This window comes from Candidatus Erwinia dacicola (genome assembly GCF_001756855.1).
GTDB classification, from domain to species: domain Bacteria; phylum Pseudomonadota; class Gammaproteobacteria; order Enterobacterales; family Enterobacteriaceae; genus Erwinia; species Erwinia dacicola.
Map to the genome: position 1 here is coordinate 1 of NZ_MAYS01000377.1, position 2828 is coordinate 2828.

A 2828-nucleotide genomic window follows, 5' to 3' on the forward strand; every position below is an offset into this window, starting at 1 on the left:
GAGAAAAAGCGATGGATGCGGATGCCTAAGCCGGATCAGTGTGCCCAAAAAATGGCTTTCCGGTTAAAAATACGACAAAAACTGCATTTTCATACTTAAAACTACGCACGTCCGCCGCATCAAAGGGATAAGTTCGTTCTAACATTCATGGTTGGGCGCTCTCAGAAGAGGCGATTCAATCTCCTAACCATCAAGGGCGTGGTCTTTCTCAGTAATGCGCCTGATAACGCAGAGTATTGGGTGAAGGTTGCGCGCACCCAAGATCAGTGCAGCATCAGATATCGGCTGGACGATCGGGACGAGGATGCGGCTGAGATGCTGTATAAAAAGATCAGCTTAACCTGTGGCTAAAAAAAATGCCCCGTCAGAAAAACTGACGGGGCACTCTGTATCACTTACCGTTTAATGGAAGCAAAACGGTGGAATTACATCATTCCACCCATTCCACCCATTCCACCCATTCCACCGCCAGCACCTAAGTCAGGTGCATCGCCTTTAGGCAGGTCGGTTACCATGCATTCGGTGGTGATCATCAGGCCAGCAACAGAGGCCGCGTACTGCAGAGCAGAACGGGTCACTTTAGTTGGATCCAAGATACCGAAGTCGATCATGTCGCCGTACTCTTCGGTCTGCGCGTTGTAACCGTAGTTACCTTCACCTGCTTTCACGTTGTTGGTGACGACAGATGGCTCTTCACCGGCGTTAGAAACGATCTGACGCAGTGCGGATTCCATCGCACGCAGTGCCACTTTGATACCCACGTTCTGGTCTTCGTTCTGACCACGCAGTTCAGCCAGTTTAGAAGCCACGCGTACTAGTGCAACACCACCACCAGCAACCACACCTTCTTCCACTGCGGCGCGGGTTGCGTGTAGAGCATCTTCAACGCGCGCTTTCTTCTCTTTCATTTCAACTTCAGTTGCTGCGCCCACTTTCAGCACGGCCACGCCACCTGCCAATTTAGCTACGCGCTCCTGCAGTTTTTCACGGTCATAATCAGAAGTCGCTTCTTCGATCTGCTGACGGATCTGAGTGACGCGGCCATGGATACTGGCCTCTTTACCAGTACCATCAATGATGGTGGTGGTGTCTTTGTTGATCACAACGCGTTTCGCCTGGCCCATATCTTCCAGACCAGCTTTTTCCAGCTCCATACCGATCTCTTCAGAGATAACGGTACCACCGGTCAGCACAGCGATGTCCTGCAGCATAGCTTTACGACGGTCGCCGAAGCCTGGTGCTTTAACCGCAGCCACTTTCACGATGCCGCGCATGGTGTTGACCACCAAGGTTGCCAGAGCTTCACCTTCAACATCTTCGGCGATAATCAGCAGTGGTTTACCAGCTTTCGCCACGGCTTCAAGCACTGGCAGCATTTCACGGATGTTGGAGATTTTTTTGTCAGCCAGCAGGATGAATGGAGATTCCAGCTCAACTGCACCAGTTTCTGGCTTGTTGATGAAGTAAGGAGACAGGTAGCCACGGTCGAACTGCATACCTTCAACCACGTCCAGCTCGTCCTGCAGGCCGGTGCCTTCTTCAACGGTGATCACGCCTTCTTTACCGACCTTTTCCATCGCCTGAGCAATCAGTTTGCCTACGGTTGCGTCGGAATTAGCAGAGATAGTACCTACCTGAGCGATAGCTTTAGAGTCAGAGCATGGAACAGACAGTTTTTTTAATTCTTCAACGGCAGCGATAACCGCTTGATCAACACCTCGCTTCAGATCCATCGGGTTCATGCCCGCAGCGACGGCTTTCAGGCCTTCGGTGATAATGGACTGAGCCAGTACGGTTGCGGTGGTGGTACCGTCACCTGCAGCATCGTTAGCTTTAGAGGCCACTTCTTTCACCATCTGCGCGCCCATGTTTTCGAACTTGTCTTCCAGCTCAATTTCACGCGCAACAGAAACGCCATCTTTGGTGATAGTCGGTGAACCAAAAGATTTATCCAGAACCACGTTACGGCCTTTCGGGCCCAAAGTAACTTTTACTGCATCTGCCAGTACGTTGACACCGCGCAGCATTTTTACGCGTGCGTCATTACCGAATTTTACGTCTTTAGCTGTCATTTTTACTTATTCCTTAAATTCATTACGTTAAGTGACTGAAGTGAAATGAATGGGCGAGAATTACCCTTCAACAATCGCCAGAATATCGTTTTCTGAGATAATCAGAACTTCTTCGTTGTCGATTTTTTCAGTTTTTGCGCTGTAGCCTTCGCTGAAGATTACGACATCCCCCACCTTCACGTCCAACGGCTTCACGTCACCGTTTTCCAAGATGCGGCCGTTACCGATAGCCAGCACTTCACCACGGGTCGATTTGCCCGCCGCGGCACCAGTCAGCACGATGCCGCCAGTAGATTTGGATTCAACTTCTTTACGCTTGACGATAACACGATCGTGCAATGGACGAATTTTCATTGTTAGCTCTCCTTTGAGAAGTCCAATCATTTCGGGATGAAGGCCGTGCTGCTTAGGCATCGGCCTCGTCGACAGAAGAGATAAGGCCGGGTAGCCTCTCTTTCAAGGGCAGGATTAATTTTTTTTTTATTAACTGCTTCGTTCGGCGTTTTTTTATACAATTGGTTGCCCAGTGCAAAAAAAACGGCGCAGCCTCAGAGGGTGCGCCGCTGGCGAATTTATTTGTCAAATCAATGGCGATTTTGGCGGTCATCATGCTCAATCAGATTTAATTCTTTGCGCTCGATAGTTAGAAGATTGAATCGCATCTTTTGAGATCGCCTGACCATGACTTTCATAGTGCACCATCCCTGTGATGACGGGGTTATGCGTGAGTCTGTGTGTGAACGTAGCGCCCTTACA

3 protein-coding genes are annotated in these 2828 nt (G+C 49.9%); all 3 read right to left on the reverse strand.

Features of this window, described 5'->3' with window-relative positions; all coding sequences use genetic code 11:
• Positions 1–425 precede the first annotated feature (425 nt).
• Genes groL through BBW68_RS10645 form a run of 3 tightly spaced genes read right to left on the reverse strand, consistent with a single transcriptional unit; the run spans position 426 to position 2682 of the window.
• A complete protein-coding gene (groL, locus tag BBW68_RS10635) occupies positions 426–2072 on the reverse strand; it encodes a chaperonin GroEL (protein ID WP_070135340.1) in 1647 nt (548 codons plus the stop codon).
• A 60-nt stretch (positions 2073–2132) separates the two neighbouring features.
• The gene (locus BBW68_RS10640; RefSeq protein WP_070135341.1) at positions 2133–2426 is read right to left on the reverse strand and encodes a co-chaperone GroES; all 294 of its coding nucleotides are present in this window, start codon (positions 2424–2426) and stop codon (positions 2133–2135) included.
• Positions 2427–2478: 52 nt separating this feature from the next.
• Complete coding sequence (locus BBW68_RS10645) at positions 2479–2682, reverse strand: hypothetical protein (RefSeq protein ID WP_070135342.1); 204 nt, start codon at positions 2680–2682, stop codon at positions 2479–2481.
• Between the last annotated feature and the right edge of the window lie 146 nt (positions 2683–2828).